Source organism: Bartonella pachyuromydis (genome assembly GCF_039543065.1).
GTDB classification, from domain to species: domain Bacteria; phylum Pseudomonadota; class Alphaproteobacteria; order Rhizobiales; family Rhizobiaceae; genus Bartonella; species Bartonella pachyuromydis.
The window spans coordinates 79,649-99,378 of the sequence record NZ_BAABJA010000004.1; the positions used below are offsets into that span (position 1 = coordinate 79,649).

Annotated in this window: 16 protein-coding genes and 1 other RNA gene; 13 read left to right on the top strand and 4 right to left on the bottom strand. The window is 37.6% G+C overall.

The features are described from left to right. Window positions 1-89: 89 nt before the first annotated feature. Both ABD917_RS04250 and ABD917_RS04255 read right to left on the bottom strand, forming a co-directional pair. Entirely contained in the window at window positions 90-269 is a 180-nt protein-coding gene (locus ABD917_RS04250; RefSeq protein WP_019218905.1) for a YegP family protein, read from the bottom strand. Window positions 270-679: 410 nt separating this feature from the next. After that, complete coding sequence (locus tag ABD917_RS04255) at window positions 680-1,219, bottom strand: helix-turn-helix domain-containing protein (RefSeq protein ID WP_345118864.1); 540 nt, start codon at window positions 1,217-1,219, stop codon at window positions 680-682. A gap of 349 nt (window positions 1,220-1,568) precedes the next feature. On the opposite strand from ABD917_RS04255, the gene ABD917_RS04260 reads away from it, so the two are divergent. Further along, the gene (locus ABD917_RS04260) at window positions 1,569-2,621 is read left to right on the top strand and encodes a DUF475 domain-containing protein (protein ID WP_345118865.1); all 1,053 of its coding nucleotides are present in this window, start codon (window positions 1,569-1,571) and stop codon (window positions 2,619-2,621) included. A gap of 42 nt (window positions 2,622-2,663) precedes the next feature. Here ABD917_RS04260 and pncA read toward each other — a convergent pair whose 3' ends face one another. Both pncA and ABD917_RS04270 read right to left on the bottom strand, forming a co-directional pair. Further along, window positions 2,664-3,272, bottom strand: a complete 609-nt coding sequence (gene pncA / locus ABD917_RS04265; protein WP_345118866.1) for a bifunctional nicotinamidase/pyrazinamidase — start codon at window positions 3,270-3,272, stop codon at window positions 2,664-2,666. 47 nt (window positions 3,273-3,319) lie between these two features. Then, the gene (locus tag ABD917_RS04270) at window positions 3,320-3,856 is read right to left on the bottom strand and encodes a hypothetical protein (RefSeq protein WP_345118867.1); all 537 of its coding nucleotides are present in this window, start codon (window positions 3,854-3,856) and stop codon (window positions 3,320-3,322) included. A gap of 162 nt (window positions 3,857-4,018) precedes the next feature. On the opposite strand from ABD917_RS04270, the gene ettA reads away from it, so the two are divergent. The 12 genes from ettA (at window position 4,019) to murD (ending at window position 19,684) form a co-directional block, all read left to right on the top strand. Then, window positions 4,019-5,668, top strand: a complete 1,650-nt coding sequence (gene ettA, locus ABD917_RS04275; protein WP_345118868.1) for an energy-dependent translational throttle protein EttA — start codon at window positions 4,019-4,021, stop codon at window positions 5,666-5,668. A 424-nt stretch (window positions 5,669-6,092) separates the two neighbouring features. Next, window positions 6,093-7,028: a methyltransferase domain-containing protein gene (locus ABD917_RS04280; RefSeq protein WP_345118869.1), complete on the top strand. Its 936-nt coding sequence runs from the start codon at window positions 6,093-6,095 to the stop codon at window positions 7,026-7,028. 1,558 nt (window positions 7,029-8,586) lie between these two features. Then, a complete protein-coding gene (locus ABD917_RS04285; protein WP_425548547.1) occupies window positions 8,587-8,982 on the top strand; it encodes a hypothetical protein in 396 nt (131 codons plus the stop codon). Between the two features lie 905 nt (window positions 8,983-9,887). Then, on the top strand, window positions 9,888-10,397 hold the full coding sequence (locus tag ABD917_RS04290; RefSeq protein WP_345118870.1) for a lytic transglycosylase domain-containing protein: 510 nt from the start codon (window positions 9,888-9,890) through the stop codon (window positions 10,395-10,397). 86 nt (window positions 10,398-10,483) lie between these two features. Continuing rightward, an RNA gene (rnpB, locus tag ABD917_RS04295) (RNase P RNA component class A) lies at window positions 10,484-10,874 on the top strand. 229 nt (window positions 10,875-11,103) lie between these two features. Next, window positions 11,104-12,150, top strand: coding sequence for a 16S rRNA (cytosine(1402)-N(4))-methyltransferase RsmH (rsmH, locus tag ABD917_RS04300; RefSeq protein ID WP_425548546.1), 1,047 nt, complete (start codon window positions 11,104-11,106; stop codon window positions 12,148-12,150). Continuing rightward, window positions 12,147-12,551: a cell division protein FtsL gene (gene ftsL, locus ABD917_RS04305; protein WP_345118872.1), complete on the top strand. Its 405-nt coding sequence runs from the start codon at window positions 12,147-12,149 to the stop codon at window positions 12,549-12,551. Before rsmH ends, ftsL begins: the two co-directional genes overlap by 4 nt. Further along, complete coding sequence (locus ABD917_RS04310) at window positions 12,551-14,293, top strand: peptidoglycan D,D-transpeptidase FtsI family protein (RefSeq protein ID WP_345118873.1); 1,743 nt, start codon at window positions 12,551-12,553, stop codon at window positions 14,291-14,293. Before ftsL ends, ABD917_RS04310 begins: the two co-directional genes overlap by 1 nt. Before the next feature lie 23 nt (window positions 14,294-14,316). Further along, on the top strand, window positions 14,317-15,768 hold the full coding sequence (locus tag ABD917_RS04315; protein ID WP_345118874.1) for a UDP-N-acetylmuramoyl-L-alanyl-D-glutamate--2,6-diaminopimelate ligase: 1,452 nt from the start codon (window positions 14,317-14,319) through the stop codon (window positions 15,766-15,768). Continuing rightward, window positions 15,765-17,192, top strand: coding sequence for a UDP-N-acetylmuramoylalanyl-D-glutamyl-2,6-diaminopimelate--D-alanyl-D-alanine ligase (locus ABD917_RS04320; RefSeq protein ID WP_345118875.1), 1,428 nt, complete (start codon window positions 15,765-15,767; stop codon window positions 17,190-17,192). Before ABD917_RS04315 ends, ABD917_RS04320 begins: the two co-directional genes overlap by 4 nt. A 16-nt stretch (window positions 17,193-17,208) precedes the next feature. Next, window positions 17,209-18,279 (top strand): phospho-N-acetylmuramoyl-pentapeptide-transferase, encoded by a 1,071-nt coding sequence (mraY, locus tag ABD917_RS04325; protein WP_345118876.1) that lies wholly within the window; start codon window positions 17,209-17,211, stop codon window positions 18,277-18,279. A 4-nt stretch (window positions 18,280-18,283) separates the two neighbouring features. Beyond that, the gene (gene murD / locus ABD917_RS04330; RefSeq protein ID WP_345118877.1) at window positions 18,284-19,684 is read left to right on the top strand and encodes a UDP-N-acetylmuramoyl-L-alanine--D-glutamate ligase; all 1,401 of its coding nucleotides are present in this window, start codon (window positions 18,284-18,286) and stop codon (window positions 19,682-19,684) included. Window positions 19,685-19,730: the final 46 nt, after the last annotated feature.

Genomic DNA, 19,730 nt, shown 5'->3' on the forward strand with positions numbered 1-19,730 from the left:
TACCATTATCAATATGCTGTCCATAATCAAAGTGTAACGCAGAGGCTAAAATAACACAGCAAAAATCTTTGTTTTAAGGATAAATGGCATTAAGATTGTAGCTCTCTAATAAGGGCTTTATGCGTAATCTCTTTTATCTGCTCAATATTTATCAAGATATCTTGTTTTGTTGGATAACCTTTACTGGAAAAAGCGATTTTTTGCTCATCTCCTGAGATTAAACGCCAATACCACTGATTGTGAACACCTTGAAACACCTCAAAATACATGCTTCCCACCTCATAAAATAGCCGATAATTTGCAGGAATAAATATTCAAATACTCTGACTATAGGTATTAAGGTATATCTCTATAATAAGTAGTCAATATATTCCCCTTAAATTTTTTGCTCTTAAAACAATAATTTCTATGAGGGCTATATCTTTGTAACAAGAAAACATTTCTTGTCAATAAGAAGAAAATGAGCGTTTTATACTATAAAGCTGATTTTTAAAATTTTAATTATGTTATACCACCACTCTATTGGAAAAAACTATTATTTGGTAATAGCCGTTTCGCGATTCTACTATAAAAATAAAATTTGCACAAACACCAATCCCTATAAACCTTGAAAAAGGGAAAACACCTCTTATTCCTACTGATAAAGCTTATATTTTTTGATTCTTTATGATCAGGATATTTATTGATTAGCTGTAATTTCTTTTTGAGATACGCTGCGAATGAGTAAATCAATAAATAAGCTAAGGGTATAGGAATTGGCCATTTTTGCTTTCATATCGATCAGAGAGGTTGCAGCTTTTGGGTTGAGATTATTAGATAAGCCTTGTTTTGACAGGTATTGCTGCAATTTCTCGCAAGAACTATCGATTTTTTCTTGATTTAGTTTTTCACTACGATTACCGCTGGTAAGAATTTCTTCAAGCCCTTCAATTTTTTTAATAAAATAGTTCCAATCAAAATCACCTTTAGTATATTCGGTATCAAACATCTTTCCCTGTCCGGTTAAAAGCCAATTAATATTGACACCGTATAATGTGCGGTATGTTTGTAAAACACTAAGATTAGGTTCTCTTTCGCCACGTTCATAAAAAGCGATAGAATTTTTTGTCATGCTAAAATTTTTAGCCAAAGTTTCACGCGATGGATCTCCTAAAGCAAGACGCACATAACGTAAACGTTTTCCAAATATAGTTTTCGACTCAGTTTCAGGACGTGCCACGAATTATCTCCCTCAGTAAATCATCATGGTATAGACTTATGACTAATAAAGCCACACTATGTATTAATATCTCATGATATAATGTCAATATTTATAGCTTTATTTTTCTTTATTTTTTTAATTTTAGTGGATAGAAAGTTACTTTTAACTGAATCGTTTGTATATTAACTTAAAATAGATATCCATTTTTAAAAGAAAATTGAGAGAATCACTTATTTTTCTCTTGTTTTTTCTAAAGAGCATTCCCATATAAGCACGCCATGTAAATTGGTGTTATTTTATGAACAGAGACCATTTTTGCAATGTGCACTACAGGTAAATGAAAGAAATAGATTTTTGAGGAATGATTATGGCCTTATTAGGCTATTTTAGGTGGGCTTTTTTTTTCACAGTTGTTGGCGTTCTGCTGGGGGGGGGGCTTGGTTGGCTAGAAACAGGAAGTGTGACCGGTTTTTTTAAATATTTTTTTATTTGCTGTGTTCTAGGAATTTTAGAAATTTCCTTATCTTTTGATAATTCTATTATCAATGCCCGTGTTCTTGAAAAAATGGACCCTGTATGGCGTCGTCGTTTCCTGATATGGGGAATTTTGGTGGCTGTATTTGGGATGCGGATCGTTTTTCCGTTACTTGTTGTTGCTATTGCTGTTGGGATTAATCCAATTGCAGCAGTAAAATTAGCAATATGGGAACCACATCAATATGCTGCAATCTTAACCGGTGCGCATGTGGGGATTGCTGCTTTTGGGGGGACGTTCCTCATGATGGTCGGCTTGAAATATTTTTTTGATTCTGAAAAAGAGGTGCATTGGCTTGCTTTTATAGAGAAACCTGCTCAAAAATTGGGAGCACTTGTTGGTGTTGATGTTGCAATCGTTTTGGCTTTGATATTATGCTTTTCAGCACAGATTGTCACAGAAGATAAAATGACTTTCTTACTTGCTGCTCTTTATGGACTTTTAACTTTTATAGGAATCGAAGCTGTTAGTTCACTTCTAGATGCTCCAAAAACAGCTTTGTCTACAGTTGCCAAGGGAGGTGCAGGCGCCTTTCTTTATCTCGAGATGCTAGATGCTAGTTTTTCTTTCGATGGGGTGGTTGGTGCTTTTGCTTTTTCTCACAATCTTTTCATTATTGCAATTGGTCTTGGTATAGGGGCATTCTATGTTCGCTCTATGACGATTATGTTAGTTGAATCAGGGATATTGTTACATTATCGTTATTTAGAGCATGGTGCTTTTTATGCTATTTTGGTGCTGGCAGTTATTATGTATCTACAAACGTTTATATCGGTTCCTGAAGTATTAACGGGTCTTGTGGGAGTTTGTATTATTGGAATGGCGTTGTATTCTTCTCTTCGTTTTAAGCGCCATCATCTTAATAAGCATATTGTGTCTAAATAAATTGAAAGCTTTCTCTATATTGCAATGGCAAAAGAAGGTGTTTTAAGAGGCCATTAAGAGCTCTATACCGGATTCGTTCATAAGTTTAAGCATTGTGTTGAGAGAACCATTTACGTCAATACCAGCGCAGGCATTCAATGAAACGCTGACTTTAAAGCCATATTGTCTGGCGTGAAGAGCAGAAAACCCTACACAAAAATCCGTTGCCAAACCACACATAGCAAGCTTTGTGAAGCCGTGTTCTTTGAGATAAACTTGTAAGCCTGTTGGTGTTTTTTGATCATTTTCAAGAAAGGCGGAATAGCTATCAATTTTTGGGTTATAGCCTTTTCGAAGGATAAGCTGTGCCTTCTCAACTTTAAGAGATGTATGAAAGTCTGCTCCTTTTGTTCCTTGTACACAATGATCGGGCCAAAGTATTTGAGGACCATAGTCAAGATCAACGCTATCATAGGGCTTTTTATCAGGATAGGAAGATGCAAAACTACAATGGTGTTGAGGATGCCAATCTTGGGTTAAAATGACGTGATCAAAATGGTCGATGAGATTATTAACAGCTGGTAAAATGATATCGCCTTGGGGTACTGCGAGTGCTCCACCTAGTAGAAAGTCATTTTGAACATCAATGACAATTAAGGCCTTTTTTTCCATGGAAATATTCCTATAGTAAATTTTCTTTATGCGGTACTTTTAAAAGATTATATTTTGTTTTGAAGTTTTGAGATAATTTGGTGGATATTGGTGTTATTTTTATAATTATCAAGCCAAAAAAGGGGCGTAGATAAGTTTTTACAGTTAGTTCTATAGTTTTTTACGAACTCTAACCATTTTCCAATGGAGAGTGCACTATAGTTACTCATCGCTACATGTTGGTGTAAAGCTTTCATGATCATCAGGCTTGGAACGTCAGATCCCATAAGGCGGCGGTCGTTTTGTAAACACAGCTTAAGTTTTATCAAGGAAAAAGGTGAAGTTAATCGTTTTCCATAACACAAAATTAATGAAAAAAGAGAGGGGTTTTGTACTGCATAGTGTAAAGCCCATAAGACAAAAAAAGAGGGGGCATAAAGGATTGGTTTTTTGGGCGTTAGCATATTACATTGATAAGTCGGCTTAATGCGATAAAAACACAATGTTGTTCTTGGTATGGAAAAAAGAGGTGATGTTTGATAGCAGGTTTCAGGTACAGCTAAAAACAACTGTTCTCTATTTTTTGAGGGGGTGTTTTTTTGCATGCAAAACCGTAGTGGGGCTTGTGAGATTAGAAAAAATGTATCAATATAGAGTGAGAAGCTTTTGATACAAGGAAAGCGCTCTTTACCGCGTAGTTGAAAAAAGTGAAAGCACTTTTTTCAAAGTCTTAATTTTAAATACCGCAAAATACCAAAGAGAGATTTATGGCACGTCAATTTATCTATCATATGGCTGGGCTTAATAAGGCTTATGGCAATAAGAAAATTTTAGAAAATATTCATTTGTCTTTTTATCCAGATGCAAAGATTGGTATTTTGGGACCCAATGGTGCAGGTAAATCAACAATTTTACGTATTATGGCTGGGCTTGATAAGGAATATACAGGAGACGCATGGCTTGCTGAAGGGGCACGCTGTGGCTATTTGCCGCAAGAGCCTATTCTTGATACAAGCAAAGATGTGCGTGGTAATGTGATGGAGGGGGTTGCAGATAAGCAGGCAATTGTCGATCGTTATAATGCGTTAATGATGAATTATAGCGAAGAAACAGCTGATGAGGGTGCTAGGCTGCAAGATGTTATTGATAGTCAAAATCTTTGGGATTTGGAAAGCCAAGTGGAAATGGCTATGGCTGCTCTTGGTTGTCCACCTGCCAATGAGAGTGTGGTAAAGTTGTCAGGAGGTGAGAAACGGCGTGTTGCCCTGTGTAAATTATTGTTGTCAAAACCTGATTTATTGCTTTTGGATGAGCCAACAAATCACTTGGATGCCGAAACAACTGCTTGGCTTGAAAGGCATTTACGCGAATATCCAGGAGCGGTGCTTTTGGTGACCCATGATCGTTATTTTCTAGACAATGTAACGGGTTGGATTTTAGAATTGGATCGCGGTAAAGGTATTCCTTATGAGGGGAATTATTCTGCTTATTTGGCTGCAAAAGCAAAACGTTTGGCTCAGGAAGGGCGTGAAGAGGCTGCACGCCAGCGTGCATTGTCACGTGAGCAGGAGTGGATAGCTTCTAGCCCAAAAGGGCGCCAAGCAAAATCAAAGGCTCGGATTAAAGCCTATGATGAATTAGTTCAGGCAGCACGAGAACGTCGTCCTGGAGAGGCACAAATTATTATTCCTATTGGAGAAAGATTGGGGCAGGTTGTCATTGAAGTTGATAATCTTTCTAAAGCATACGGTGAGCGTGTATTAATTGATGATCTCTCTTTTAAGCTTCCTGCTGGGGGCATTGTTGGAGTTATTGGTGCCAACGGTATGGGAAAATCTACTTTGTTTAGAATGTTAACGGGACAGGAAAAGCCAGATTCAGGCCAAATACGTGTTGGGGAAACAGTGCACATAAGTTATGTTGATCAGAGTCGTGATGCATTGGCAGGCGATAAAACTGTTTGGGAAGAAATTTCTGGGGGAAATGACATTATTAAGTTGGGCAAATATGAGATGAATAGTCGCGCTTATTGTGGTGCGTTTAATTTCAAGGGAGCAGATCAACAGCAAAAGGTAGCAAATTTGTCAGGAGGGCAGCGTAATCGCGTCCATTTGGCTAAACTTTTAAAAGAGGGAGGAAACGTTCTTCTTCTTGATGAACCAACAAATGATCTTGATACTGAAACATTAGCTGCATTGGAAGATGCATTGGAAAACTTTGCTGGTTGTGCAGTTATCATATCGCATGATCGTATGTTTCTTGATCGATTAGCAACGCATATTTTGGCTTTTGAAGGTGAGGGGCATGTGGAATGGTTTGAAGGTAATTTTGCCGAATATGAGGCTGATAAGATTCGTCGTTTTGGTGCAGAGTCGCTCAATCTTAAGCGTGTTAATTATAAGCCGCTTACACGCTAAAACTTCTTATCTTGTTTAAGCTTATGGTGGTAGTGGCTCGTATTGTCTTTGTTTTCAAAACAAGCGCGTATCCCATAGTGTAGAATTATTGTTCATTTCATCTGAGATAAAAAGAAAAACTAGAAATTTGGTTATTTTCTTTCACAGTATAGTTTATTAGGTTTGAGATGCTGATAACATATAGGAATATAATACTTATCATATTATAATGGTGAGTTATAAGTTTTCATATGGAGTTTTGTAATTGCAATATTAGTTACTTAACTGTCTTAGGAAAATGGTGGTGAGGAACACTGTTCAGTTTTTAATAAGGGGGCGTTTTCATGTTATCAGAAAACAATCCGCACAGCCTTATGCAACCTTATGCCCACTACTTGATTTCCTATTCATCAGAATAAATGTTTATCTGAGTTAGGGAATATTGATGAAAAAGAGAGTAAGTTTAGATGCAATGATTAGGCTGCTGAAAACGATGGCAGATGTAAACCATTTGCGTATTTTGGCGCTGTTGTGTCATGAAGATTTAACGATCTCTGATCTTACTTTTATTTTGGGGCAGTCACAATCGCGTATTTTACAGCATCTCCGTTTATTACGCGAGGCGTTGTTTATTAGATCTTGTCAGAAGAGAGGAGAGAATTATTTTACGTTTTGTCATAATTGTTTGGGCAAAGACATCGTGATGGCTGTTATTACAGCTTTGCCAAAGCATGATATGATGTTAGCCCGTGATTTAGAACGTTTAATGGAGGTAAAAAAACAGCGCTCAAAAGTGGCGCAGGAGCGTTTTTTACGTCAGAAAGCAGAGTGGGAGGCTTTACGATTATCCTATATTGCCGATCAGGTTGTGGAAAATGCTTTACTTGAAATTATTGGCGATAAACCCTTTGAAGCTATGCTAACTATTGGTGTAGAGATAGGTTCTGTCTTAAAATTGTTTTCAGATCTTTATAGGCATGGCGTTGAAGTTATACTTGAGAGCAATATTTTGCATCTCTCAATTGGGGATGAAACTTTTGACTTGGTTCTTCTTCATTGGGCTTTTCATTTTCTTGACAACCCGAAAATTGCCCTTCATGAGGCCGCGCGTGTTTTGCGTCCTCATGGGCGTTTGCTGATTATAGATTTTGTTGAGCAAAAAGTTGCTTCTTCACATGTTTGTCATACCCATATATCCTGTGGATTTTCAGATGCACAAATAGAACAATGGATTGAAAATACAGGGCTTATTCTAGAACAAACGGTTTGTCTTGCTTCTATGAAAAATAATAATAAGGAGCTTATCCCCATAATTTGGCTTGCACGTGATCCGCGTCTACTCGTAGATGATATAAAAGATAAAAAAATAGATTTTGCATAAATCGTTTTTATTTAACCTGCTATATTCCGTGCTTTTTAATTAAAGACTGTAAAGGTGGAATTTTTGTAAGTTTTTGAAGAGTTATCACTTTTATCCGCACATCTTGTTTTTTGCATGAGATTTACAGGTGCTTTAAGAGGTGAGCGTGGAGAGGAATAACTCAAGATATTCTTATAGAAATGAGGCTTTAGGGGAATCATTTAATATTTGATACAGTACTTTATTAATTAATATATTGAATTTATTAGTGATTGTTCATTATTTTGCAAGTTGAATGGAAACTGCAAATATAGGGGTATTTTCTTATTTTAAACCTTTTGAAGCACAATTAAAAGAATGTTTATTAAAGCTCTCATAAGAGAGGGCAATATATGAATAAAACTTTAGAGAGAGACGTAAAATATACTTCTTGAAGCGTTATTGCGATGCACGAGCAAATATTATGATCGTCGGTAAAGGTCATAATGTTGCTGTCTTATAGTTTCATTAAGTATAAAGTTTCTGATTACGATAGATTAGTATTGCATCTTTTATGAACAGAGCGAAGAGATAGGTTTGAAGACAAATATCCCTTTGAGAAAATATGTGAGTGAGCTGTATAATCAGCTATAGTTCTTTATGAAAGGTATGATTTCATAAAAAACGTAAGTAGCAAAAAAGTTATTGGCTCATCCTCTTCATAAAGAACAGAATAGAGTCATTCTTAGCTATAGAATGGCTCCTTTATTATTTCGTAAGAGAGTTAGTGCTGTAGTCGATAGAAAGAAAATATTTCTATGAATTATAGTCCTTTATGACAATATGTTCGAATTTTCTTCCAGTTGTAAATAATTTATCACCATCCTAGATAGTGATAGTGAATGATTCGCTATAAATGACGTTTCAGTTTGTCATTCTTTATATTACCTTAAAAGGGCAGGCTTATATTTTGATTGTTGTGATAAAGGCTATTGAGCAAGTGTTTACGGTTTTTATAGTTTTTTTCTGAGCCATAGGTAAAGTTCAAAAAAAACGCTCATGCTTTTAAATTTTTTTATAGTCACGAAAATTTCTAAAAAAATATTGAAAATTATGATGGTCTTAGATCTTTATTGATTCTTATTGAAATAAAATTGCCTCAAATTGGATCATTTTGAATGTTTTTTGCCTAAATTTTTCCACTTTTAAACGATTTATAATTTTTTTTATGTTTTTTTGCATGCAAGGTGATAAGAATTTCTTGTTGTTTAAAACATTTTATTCCATAGCAAAGATATTGCATCAGTTACTTAGTGGTTGATGCGAGAAGACGATCGGGGAACCTCCTCCCCCCCCCCCCGCGTGGATCCCCTAGATTGTCTTGCCTGACTGAGGAAATCCTCAGTCAGGCTTTTTAAAGGAGTGGCGTTGTTGATGAAGTTTAGGGGGGAGGTGGATAATGTGTGGTGGTATGTAGTGCCTGAGGGGAATATAAGTTTTTTGAGGGAGGGGCTTATAATCGTGTTTTTAAGGGTGAGAGAGTTTCATTTTTTATTGGTAGTTCAGTGGGTATTAGGCAGAGGATTTTATTTTGTCTATTATGATCTTTAAGTCAGAGGTAATGAGATCTTTCGGGCGCCGTATTGTTTTTGTTTTGTTTGTGTTTTCCGTTTTCTTTGCCAGTATTTTTTCTTCTCGAAGTGTTTCGGTTTATCAATTTTTATCTGATCGCTCTTTTTCTTCTCCTCAAGTTAATATTACAGAGGAGGTGCTTTTAGAGAGGTTGACGGTTTCTTTTCCCGATATCATCATGCAACTCTCCAAACTGTCTCCTGAGCAACGGAAAAAGATAATTGAAAAAATACGCCACGATATAATCGCTTTTGCTTCTGCAAGTGGTCAGAGTGATGAGCAAGCCAAGAAATTAGGGGGAGTTGTTGCTGTGGTTTTATCGAAAGCTATTTTTCATCCTTCTATTGCGGATGTTTATTTTTAGTCATTTCTTTTAAAAATTTTGTGTTTACAGCCGATTTTACAAAGTGTTTTGTCGCTGTTTGTGGAATTGCAACAAAATACAGAAAGGTTGTACTGCTTATTTTTTCTCTCATAGACAGATCATATAAAGTATTTGAAGTTTTTTCTTACGCAGATTTTAGAATGTTTATTTGTTGTATGATTTCTAAAAGATGGAATGAGTATGTAGAGATAAATGGATGATAATATTGCGTAAACTATTAAAATGGGAATGAGGATATAAATTTTTATTCAAGTCGTACGGTGGTATTTAAGCCGTTCCTTTATAGAATAAAAAAATCGACAGAAATGATTACTGAGCTTTATTATGCGCTTAGAAGCGAGAAGTGTTTATATATGTTCAAATTTCTCCATTGAAAATGATCAATTTTGATAACTGGTTTTTCTAGCGTAATTTTTCTGCTGTGGATGTTTAGAAGCGTTTGAGGAAAGAAGGGAAATGTTTTCTTCTTCATTAAATATTCTGCAATATCAAGAGTGCTTGGTGAAAGACTTTTGCTCCATGTTACTTTTGATGATTATCAATTAATCGCAGTGAAAGCTTTTAGGAAAACTGTATAAAAGTTATCGGTGGTATTTTAAATAATTTTTTATTGCATATAAATAATGTTATAGGTGTATGAGTAATTGATAAAATATATTATCTTTTGAAGATAGCATTATAATTTCTTTGTGTTTTTAAATTTTATGAAATGAAGAAATATATATTTTGTTTATCAAGAAATTTTCTTTTTTATAAAAATGTATCTTGAAATTGTCTTAATATTTTCATTTTAAAGCCGCTCTTTAGCTTTTTTTTTCTGTAAAATACCTCCGCAAAAGTCATTACGGCTAGGATTTAAGAATGTCTTAATGAAGAGAAAGAAAATGCAATTTTTGAAAGTCTTTTTAAGTGCAGCATTTGCTGTATTTTTTGTATTTAATATCAGTTTTGCCCATACTGTCTTCAATGTTGCAGCATCAAGTGAAAATTCAGTGAATATTGTTGCTAAGATTCCTGTGCGTCCTTATGAATCCCTTATTCAGAAATTTGCCAATAAGTATAATGTTCCCGTTAATTTGGCACATGCTGTTGTAAGAGTTGAAAGTAATTATAAGGCACGTACAAAGGGGGCTGCCGGTGAAATAGGTTTAATGCAAATTAAACCTTCCACGGCACGAGGATTGGGTTTTAATGGTTCTGTGCAAGATCTTTACGATCCTGCGACCAATCTTGAATATGGTATACGTTATTTGGCACGGGCATATAAACTCAGTGGTGGAAGTACCTGTGGTACGATTCTTAAATATAATGCAGGTCATGGGGCAAAAAAAATGAATGCTATTTCAGCAAAATATTGCTCAAAAGTAAAAACTTATTTGGCTTCATTAAAATAAAAATAATTTTGAAAGTAATGCATTTGCTTTAAAATCTCTTAAAGGTACTATTTTCACTTGATGAAAAATGTTTTATAAGTAACGCGTCAGTCGGCTGGGCAACCGCGCTTGTCTGATGCTTAAAGACGACAGGTGAGGAAAGTCCGGGCTCCATGGAAAGACGGTGCCGGGTAACGCCCGGCGGGGGCGACCCTAGGGAAAGTGCCACAGAAAGTAAACCGCCTATTTTTATAGGTAAGGGTGAAAGGGTGGGGTAAGAGCCCACCGCGCATTCAGTAATGAATGTGGCAAGGTAAACCCCACCGGGAGCAAGACCAAATAGAAATGACGCGCAAGGCTTAACTTGCAGCTGGTTTCCAGGCGAGTCATTCGGGTAGGTTGCACGAGGCGGATGGTAACATCCGTCCCAGATGAATGGTTGCCATATAGAGTGTAAGCTTTATTATACAGAACCCGGCTTATAGGCCGACTGATCTTTTTTGACTGAATGTGTTTTATTTCATTGATTATTATGCAAAATTAACGTTGTGTAGAATCCTGTTCTATACAATGCACGCTTTTAGAGTGTACACTTTTAAAAAAGAGCTTTTTAAAAAATTATAACATTTCCTTAAGTATAAGGTGTTAAGTTATAGGTCTGATTAACTTTGGCTTTATTTTCTTTCATTGTGAAGATGAAGTTTTAGTTATTCTGACATCAGTTTCCATGAGAGAGGCTGTTGATTATAAAAAGCATAAATCAAGATGGATTATTTTGACAAAAAAAGGTCACAAAGCTGAACGCCATATTCCAGTGTTGTTACAGCCAGTTTTAGCTGGGCTTGCACCATTGGTTGGGGCAAGAGTGATTGATGGCACCTTTGGTGCTGGTGGTTATACGCGTGCTTTGTTAAATGCGGGAGCACAAGTTATTGCGCTTGATCGTGACCCTTATGCTATTGCTGCGGGGCAATCACTTGTTAATGAATTTTTTCCACGACTTCGTTTGGTGCAGATGGAGTTTTCAAAGTTGGAGTGCGTCGTTGAAGAGAAGGTGGATGCTGTTATTTTGGATATTGGTGTTTCTTCAATGCAGCTTGATGAAGCGGAGAGAGGTTTTTCTTTTCAAAAAGATGGTCCATTAGACATGCGAATGGCTCAGACAGGTTTTACTGCTAGTGATGTTGTAAATCGTTTAAAAGCTAGTGAGTTAGCACGCATTTTTAAAATATTAGGAGAAGAACGCTATGCAGGACGAATTGCACGAATGATTGAAAAGCGTCGCTGCATTCAGCCTTTTTTGCGTACTGGTGATCTTGCGCATGCCATTGAAGCGTTGGTAGGACATAAAAGTGCAGAGCGCATTCATCCTGCAACACGTGTATTTCAGGCTCTTCGCATTTATGTGAATGATGAAATTAGTGAACTTGCGCGTGGCTTATTTGCTGCTGAACGCGTTTTGAAACCAAGAGGTCGTTTGGGCGTTGTGAGTTTTCATTCTCTTGAAGATCGTATGGTTAAAAGATTTTTTTCTGCTCGTTCAGGAGAGGGGGGAAGATCACGCTATCTTCCTGAAATAGAGACGGTTCCAGCAACATTTTTTCCTTTGTTTAAAGGTGTAATCACAGCAAGTGAAGAGGAACTCCAGAAAAATCCTCGTTCACGTTCTGCAAAGTTGCGTATTGGTGTACGCACACAGGCGGAGAGTCTTGCCGCAGATATGAAGTTATTTGGTTTAGCTGAAATCGTCAGTTTTGAGGGTGGCAAGAAATGACAGTTTTTCGCACATTTGATATGATTTTAGTGATGATTATGATTTGTATGGCAGGTCTTACTTATAAGGTAAAATATGATGTCCAAAGGCGAATGAGCGAAATCCGTCATCTTGAACATGAAATTGCTGCGGCAAAAAATACGGTAAGTTTATTGCATGCTGAGTGGGCTGTGATGATAGAGCCTTCGCGTATGCAAAAACTTGCAAAACGTTATCAAAAAGAGCTTGGTTTAGAGGTCATACAGCCTCGCCAAGTCGTAGAGTTTAAAGATATTCCGGTACGTGTAGATGATCCAATTGATGAAGTGATTAAACAAAATATCTTGGAGGAAAGGCGAGATATTTTGGCGAATAATCGTGCTTCTCAGGTAAATAACATTGTACAAAAAGGCGTGCGGTGATGAAATTCTTTTTTCCATTTTTGCAAAAGAAAAAGCGTTTAAATAACCAGTTCCATATTGATAATTTTCCCGTTCATCGCTCGTATTCTGGTCGTTCACGGTTGCTTTTTTCAGTGTTCTGTTTTCTGGCTTTATATGGTATTATGGGGGCTTGTCTTATTTCTTATGGGCTTGAAGGTGGGAAGATTGAAGAAGCAAAAGGGCCAACGGCTGTTCAGCCCACTGCTCGCCCTAATATTGTGGATCGTAATAACCGTTTATTGGCAACAGATATTAAGACTTATTCACTCTTTGCTGAACCGCGACGTATTATTGATGTGGACGAAACCATAGAATTGCTCTCAACAGTTTTGCCCAATCTTAATTGGCAGGAGACTTATAAACGTCTTAAAAAAAAGTCTAGTTTTTCTTGGATACAGCGTGGATTAACACCAATGCAAAAGACAAGGATTATGGCTCTTGGTATTCCAGGGATTGGTTTTCGCACTGAAATTCGTCGTTTTTATCCAAGTGGATCTGTGGTTTCACATATTCTTGGCATGGTGAATGTTGATAATCAGGGCATAGCTGGTATGGAAAAATATATTGATGATGCTGGCTTGAGTGCTTTGCGTGCTGCTGGTCTTGCAACGGAAGAATCATTAAATCCAGTTCAGCTTTCAATTGATGTGCGACTTCAGGAAATTGTGCATGATGAACTTGTTAAGGCCATAAAGCGTTATAAAGCGATTGCTGCAGGAGCTGTCATTTTAAATATCCACACAGGGGAAATTTTGGCTTTGGCATCATTACCAGATTTTGATCCTGGAAATCCTGCTGATGCTTTGAAAAGTGATCGCTTTAATCGAATGACTGCTGGGACTTTTGAAATGGGATCTATCATTAAAAGTTTTACAACCGCAATGGCACTTGATTCAGGCCTTTTCCATTTGAATAGTGTTATTGATGCTTCAAAGCCTCTTCAAGCAAGTAAAAATTATTTTATTCGTGATTTTCATGGAAAAAATCGCCCCTTAACAGTTTGGGAAGTTTTTATTTATTCCTCTAATATTGGTTCTGCTAAGGAAGCTTTGGCGGTAGGAATTGACAAACATCGTGATTTTTTAAAACGACTTGGTTTACTTGATCGATTGACAATAGAATTGCCAGAGGTTGCTCATCCTGTCGTGCCTCATCATTGGAAGGATATTCACTCTATGACGATTTCTTTTGGACATGGTATGGCAACAACACCTTTGCAAACAGCAGTAGGTGCTGCTGCTCTTATGAATGATGGTTGGTGGGTTGACCCTACTTTTTTAAAGCGTACAAAAGAACAAGCTTTGCAACATGCGAAAAAAGTTTTACAGGCCAAAACAAGTCAAAATATGCGTTATCTTTATAAATTAAATAGCGGTATTGGTTCTGGACGTAATGCTAAAGTAGAAGGTTATCGTGTTGGTGGTAAAACAGGAACAGCTGAAAAGGTTGAAAATGGAAAATATTCTAAAACAAAGAATTTTAATAGTTTTCTTGCAGCTTTTCCTATTGAGAATCCTTCTTATGTTGTTTTAACAATTATCGATGAACCTCAACCAGAAGATGGACAGCGTTCAGCAACAGCAGCAATGAATGCAGGGCCGATGCTTGCTAATATTATTCGCCGTTCTGCGAGTTTTTTGGGAATAAAGCCAGATTTTGAAAAAGAATACGAGCCTCTTTTGAGTGCAAAGAATAGTTCGAAATTCGTTAAACAACGATAAAATTAATATAAAGGTACGTTATCATGTTGTTTGGAACAGTTTTTGTAGAATGTCTTGAAGATGAAAAGCTTTCTTCAATGGAAATAACAGGAATAACTGCAGATTCTCGACAAGTTTTGCCGGGCTATGTTTTTGTAGCTATTCAAGGAAATCAAGCTGATGGAAAACACTATATTCATGATGCACTAGAGCGTGGTGCACGAGCAATTGTTACAGATTGTCATGATGTTTTTGAGGATTTATCTGTTCCCTTTTTACGTGTTGGGAATGCTCGTCATAGTTTAGCAATGGCAGCTGCGCGTTTTTATGGTTCTCAACCTGAGACGGTTGTTGCTGTGACTGGGACGAGCGGTAAGACATCCGTTGTCTCTTTTGTTCGGCAAATTTGGACTCATGTTGGATTATGTGCCGCCAGTATAGGAACGGTGGGTGTTGTTTCTCCTCATCGGAATGATTATGGTTTCCTCACAACACCTGATCCAGTCATTTTACAGCGTCTTCTTTCTGAAATTGCCCATGAGGGTGTGACGCATGCTGCCCTTGAAGCATCTTCGCATGGAATTGATCAAAGTCGGCTTGATGGGGTCCATTTTGCTGCTGGCGCCTTTACTAATTTAGGACGTGATCATATGGATTATCACACATGCGTAGAGGACTATTTACGTGCTAAAATGAGGCTGTTTGATACGCTTTTACCCGAAGATGCTCCTGCTCTGATTTTTGCCGATGATATTTATTCGCAAAAGGTGATTGAAACTGTTATGAAGGCACGCCGTCGTGTTTTAACAGTTGGGCGTAAAGGGCAGTTTATTACTATTAATCGTGTTGAGCATCAACGTTCAAAACAGTGTGTTGAATGTCGTGTGGAAAACGATATCTATACATTTGATTTACCTTTAGCGGGAGATTTTCAAGTGGCCAATGCGCTTATGGCGGCGGGACTTGCAATTGCAACAGGTGTTGCTCCCGATAAGGTGTTTCGTTCTTTGGAAAGTTTGCAGGGTGCACCTGGACGGTTAGAGTTGGTTGGAAAGACAGAAAATAATGCCCCTGTTTATATAGATTATGCACATAAACCGGAAGCTTTAGAACAGGTATTGCTTTCTGTTCGTCCCTTTACACAAGGACGTTTGATTCTTGTTTTTGGTTGCGGTGGTGATCGTGATCAAGGAAAAAGACCGTTGATGGGAAAAATTGCAGAGAATAAAGCTGATATTGTTATTGTAACGGATGATAATCCTCGCACGGAAATAGCAGAAAAAATTCGCCAAGATATTTTACAAGCAGTTCCAAAAGCCATTGAAATAGCAGATCGTGGTGAAGCTATTACTTATGCAGTTGGGCTTTTGAAAGCAGGGGATACATTAATCATTGCTGGAAAAGGTCATGAGAATGGTCAAATTATAGGGAAAAAGACATATCCTTTTTCGGATAGATTGAAAGTAATTGATGCTTTGCAGGAACGAATCAAATGACAATTTTATGGGATAAACAATCACTTGTTGCCGCCATTGGTGGCTATGTAGTAGGATGTTTGCCAGAAACTTTTTCTGGAGTTTCTATCGATAGTCGTACTTTAGAAGAAGGCGATATTTTTTTCTGTATTAAGGGACATCATCTTGATGGACATGATTTTGCTCTGCAGGCTTATGAACGAGGTGCTGGCGTTCTTATTGTTGCGGAAAATCGTTTGGTAGATATGAAAAAAATATCTGCTCCGCTTATTGTTGTTGCTGATGTTTTACAAGCCTTAGAAAAACTTGGGAAAGCTGCGCGCGAGCGCTCAAAGGCTAAAATTATTGCGGTAACAGGATCTGTGGGAAAAACAACAACAAAGGAAGCCCTCAAACAAGTTTTGACAACTGTTGGGAAAGTTCATGCTAATCCTGCTTCTTTGAATAATCACTGGGGCGTCCCGCTTACTTTGGCGCGCATGCCTGAAGAGAGTGATTATGGTATCTTTGAAATTGGTATGAATCATAAGGGTGAAATCCGTCCTTTGGTTCAGTTGGTCCGTCCACATGTTGTTCTCATTACGCATATTTCTGCGGCGCATATGGGGTTCTTCAAAAATCTTGAGGAAATTTCCGATGCAAAAGCTGAAATTTTTGAAGGATTGGATAAGGAGGGGATTGCTATTTTAAATGCAGATAGTGATTTCTTTTCTTATTTAGTGCAAAAAGCAAAGCAATGTAGTGTGAAAAAAATCTTAAGCTTTGGTGAGACACAAAATGCAGATTATCAGGCTCGAGAGGTACGTCTTCTAACAGATAGTTCCTCTGTAACTATCGGTATTCTTGAGCAAGAGAGAGAAGTTCAAATCGGAGCTCCTGGGCGGCATATTGTACAAAATAGTTTGGCTGTTATTGCTGTTTGTGATGCCCTTGGTGTTGATTTGGAAGCTATTTTGCTTTCTTTAAGCAGTTTTTCTCTTCAAAAGGGGCGTGGTGTTCGTTATCGATTAGCTTTGCCAAGTGGGGGCGAATTTTCTTTAATTGATGAGAGTTATAATGCAAATCCTGCGTCTATGCGTGCGGCTCTTGATTTGCTTGCTACAGGGCCGCTAGGGGATTGTGGTCGGCGCATTGCTATTTTGGGTGATATGCTCGAGTTGGGTGCTTATAGTGAAAGACTTCATCGTGATTTGGTAAAGCCAGTATATCTTTCTGGTGCTAATCCCATTTTTTTATTTGGTGAGGAAATGAAGTCTTTAGCCTCTGATCTGTCTGCATCTGTGAAGGTTTATTATGCTGAAAATGTTGAAAAAATTGTACCGCTTATTTTTGCCGAAATTTCTAATGGAGATCTGCTTATGATTAAGTCATCCAATAGTCTTTATTCATCAGATATTGTGAGGGCACTGCTTGATCGCTATAAGACGGTTTCTCTCTCAAATTAGATAGGTTTTTTGTATCATGATGCTGTTTTTATCTTTGCTTAGTGATTGGCTTCCAGGAGTCAATGTTTTTCGTTATATTACTTTTCGCACTATAGCAGCTATGCTTACATCAGGGCTTATTGTATTTTTGTTTGGCCCGAGTATTATTGCCTCTCTTAAATTACGGCAGGGGAAAGGGCAGCCCATTCGCGCTGATGGACCTCAGACGCATTTTAAAAAGGCGGGAACACCTACTATGGGTGGGTTGATGATTTTAACGGGCATTGTGGTATCAGCGCTTTTGTGGTGTAATTTATCAAATATTTATTTTTGGGTGTCGCTGTTTGTTATGCTTTCTTTTGGGGCCATTGGTTTTTATGATGATTATCTTAAAGTTACAAAACAAACACATAAAGGATTTTCTGGTAAGGCAAGGTTGAGTTTAGAGTTTCTTGTTGCGGCACTGGCTGCTTTTATACTCTTACAAGTTGGCTCTCCGGGATTAGCTTTGCCCTTTGTAAAAGAGTATTTCATCAACTTGAGTTGGTTTTTTATTCCTTTTTCTGCTATTGTCGTTGTTGCAACGGGTAATGCGGTTAATTTAACAGATGGTCTTGATGGGCTTGCTATCGTTCCTGTCATGGTTGCTGCTTTATCTTTTGCTTTGATTGCTTATCTCTCTGGTAATATTAATTTTGCTGATTATTTACAAATTCGTTATGTTGCAGGAACAGGTGAATTAGCTGTTTTATTGGGTGCTGTTGTTGGTGCGGGGCTTGGCTTTTTATGGTTTAATGCACCTCCTGCGGCTATTTTTATGGGGGATACTGGTTCGTTGGCTCTTGGCGGACTATTAGGCAGTGTTTCTGTAGCAACCAAGCATGAAATTGTTTTGGCGCTTATTGGTGGACTTTTTGTTTTAGAAGGTTTTTCTGTTGTTATTCAGGTTGGTTATTTCAAATTAACCAAAAAGCGCGTGTTTCTTATGGCCCCTATACACCATCATTTTGAGAAAAAGGGATGGACGGAAAGCCAAGTGGTAATACGTTTTTGGATTATTTCGATTGTTCTTGCTTTGATTGGTCTTTCAACACTTAAATTGCGGTAAAGTTTTGATTTCTGTTACATGTTATAAAGGAAGAAAAGTTGCTCTGTTTGGATTAGGGCGATCCGGACTGGCTGCCGCACAAGCCTTGATACGTGGTGGTGCAAAAGTGATTGCTTGGGATGATAATCCTTCTAGCATACAAGAAGCCTTTCAGCAAAATATTCCAACGAGAGATCTTCATCATGAAGATTGGTCGGAGTTTGTTGCATTGATTTTAGCCCCTGGCATTCCTTTAACTTATCCTAAGCCTCATTGGGTTGTTGAAAAAGCACGTCAAGCGAATATAGAAATTATTGGTGATATTGAATTATTTGTGCGTGCGCGTCATCATTTTTTACAGCATCATGGTTTTTGTGATGAAGATGTTCCATTGATTGCTATTACCGGCACAAATGGGAAGTCGACAACCACAGCTTTGCTTGCGCATTTGTTAGAACAAATGGGTTATGATGTGCAGATGGGTGGAAATATTGGAACAGCAATATTGATGCTCAAGCCATTTGTTAAAAAACGTATTTATGTGATTGAATGTTCATCGTTTCAGATTGATCTTTCTCCCTCTCTTCAGCCGACCATTGGGCTTTTATTGAATGTAACACCTGATCATATTGATCGCCATGGTAGTTTTGCGCATTATGTGCAAGCCAAAAGACATCTGGTTTCTAGAGCATCTCATGCTTTTATTTCAGTGGATGATGAACCCTGTCAGGCTTTGTATCAACAATTGCTTGATGAAGGTCATCATGTTGAAGCAGTTTCCAAGGAACATTGGCTAGAAAATGGTTTTTATGCGGATGGAACGAAGCTCTTTTCTGTTTGTCAAGGAAAACGCCAGATATTGGCAGATCTCGCATCTATGACTGTATTGCGCGGTTGTCATAATGCGCAAAATGCTCTTATGGCACTAGCAGCATTGCAGACTTTAAAAATAACTGATTCACATATGAATAAACATTTAGCAAGTTATCAAGGGTTACCTCATCGTATGCAGCAGGTGCGTCAAATGGGGGCAGTTCTCTTTATTAATGATAGTAAGGCAACTAATGCTGATGCATCTGCTCCCGCACTTTCTGCTTTTCAGGATATTTTTTGGATTGTTGGAGGGCAGGCAAAAGAAGGTGGAATTGATTTTCTTAGAGGTTTTTTTCATAAAATTCGTAAAGCCTATTTAATTGGCAGTGCAGCTGAAGAGTTTGTTGATGTTATTGGATGTTCTTTTCCTTTTTCAATGAGCTTAACTTTAGAAAATGCAGTGCGTGAAGCTGCTGCTGATGCCATGCGGTGTAAGGCGAAAGAGGTTGTTGTTCTTTTTTCACCGGCTTGCGCAAGCTATGATCAATTTAAAAATTATGAAGAACGCGGAGAAGCATTTGTTTCTTTTGTTATGCAGTTAAAAGAAGCATGAATTTTTAAAAAGCTTTTTTACGTTAATACTCCGGAATCTTTTTTCG